Raw genomic sequence first — 1,805 nt, 5'->3', positions numbered from 1 at the left:
GAAGAAATTTTAATTGATGGTACAGAAAATAGTTTCCTGTTCGGTGCCACAAATGCACGTTTCCGTTTTGTATTTGATTCCGACAATACTAATAGGGCAGATGGATACCCTACAACTTTTGATGGCTTTGTATTTGATGACTTTAAGATTATCGGAAAACCTATTCCTTGCGTAACATCCGTTCCCACAGGGCTTACAGTTTCTAGTATAACTACAGCTAGTGCATCAATATCATGGGATAATATTCCTTCGGCTACATACGATATTCGCTATAAAGAAACTAGCTCTGGAACATGGATAGAGATTAATGATTTTAGTGGATTATCAACTACCTTAACCGGGTTAAGTTCTTCTACAGATTATGAAGTTCAAATTAGAAGTAGATGTACGAGTTCTACATCTAGCTATTCCAGTTCTACCAACTTTACTACTGCAACAGTAGTGCCTTGTACTGGTGATACTATTTCATCTTTTCCATATACTGAGAATTTTGATAGTGGTATTGGAAACTGGGCGCAAGGAGCAAATGATGTACCTGGAACTAATTATGAGGATTGGACATTGTCTCAAGGTCCAACTACTTCAAATGACACTGGACCAAATAGGGATTTTACTTTTCAAAATACAAGTGGCTCTACAACTGGAAGCTTTTTTTATACTGAAGCATCAAACGCTAATGCTACAACAAATGTAGGCCAGGGAGTTACGATAACATTGATAAGCCCCTGTATAGACTTAACAGGTTATGAAAATGCCAATTTTTCTTTCTATTATCACATGACAGATGAAAATAATGGTGGCATGGGAGATTTATCGGTTGATGTTAGTATTGACAATGGAGCAAATTGGAGCAAATTAAACGCATCAGGAAATATAGTGAACGACCCTATTTTAGAAGGCCAACAACAAACAAATGAAACTAGCGATTGGTTACAAATGAATATAAACCTAAGTAATTATGATAATCAAGTTATAAAATTACGTTTTGCAGGAACAACAGGTACAAGCTATAGAAGCGATATAGCTATAGATGAGGTAAGTATCACTGCTAGTGCTATTTCCTCAACAACCTGGTATGCTGATACAGACTCCGACGGATTCGGAGATCCAAATGTAAGTCAAGTAGCAGGTTCTCAACCAGCGGGTTACGTCGCTGATAACACAGACTGTGATGACAACGATGCCAACGAGTTCCCTGGTCAAACTTGGTACATTGGTGTGGATAACGATAGCGATACCTTCTTCGGAAGTGTAACCTCGGTGACCGCTTGTGAGCAGCCTGCTGGCTATTCATTGACTGCACCTGCAACTCCAGATTGTGATGATAACGATGCCGATGAGTTCCCTGGTCAAACTTGGTACATTGGTGTGGATAACGATAGCGATACCTTCTTCGGAAGCGTAACCTCGGTGACCGCTTGTGAGCAGCCTGCTGGCTATAGCTTAACGGCACCTGCAACTCCAGATTGTGATGATAACGATGCCAACGAGTTCCCTGGTCAAACGTGGTACATCGGTGTGGATAACGATAGCGATACCTTCTTCGGAAGTGTAACCTCAGTGACCGCTTGTGAGCAGCCTGCTGGCTATTCTTTAGTAGCACCTGCAACTCCAGATTGTGATGATACCGATGCCAACGAGTTCCCTGGTCAAACGTGGTACATCGGTGTGGATAACGATAGCGATACCTTCTTCGGAAGCGTAACCTCGGTGACCGCTTGTGAGCAGCCTGCTGGATATTCATTGACTGCACCTGCAACTCCAGATTGTGATGATAACGATGCCAACGAGTTCCCTGGTCAAAC

At 41.8% G+C, this 1,805-nt stretch carries 1 protein-coding gene; it reads left to right on the top strand.

Going from position 1 to position 1,805, the window contains the following annotated elements:
• Positions 1-1,805: fibronectin type III domain-containing protein (locus tag CLV33_RS17405; RefSeq protein WP_211297580.1), on the top strand; the 1,805-nt coding region annotated here is incomplete at both ends.

The organism is Jejuia pallidilutea (genome assembly GCF_002973595.1).
Taxonomy (GTDB): domain Bacteria; phylum Bacteroidota; class Bacteroidia; order Flavobacteriales; family Flavobacteriaceae; genus Jejuia; species Jejuia pallidilutea.
The sequence above is the reverse complement of the archived record's forward strand: the minus strand, read 5'-3'. Positions and strand labels throughout refer to the sequence as shown.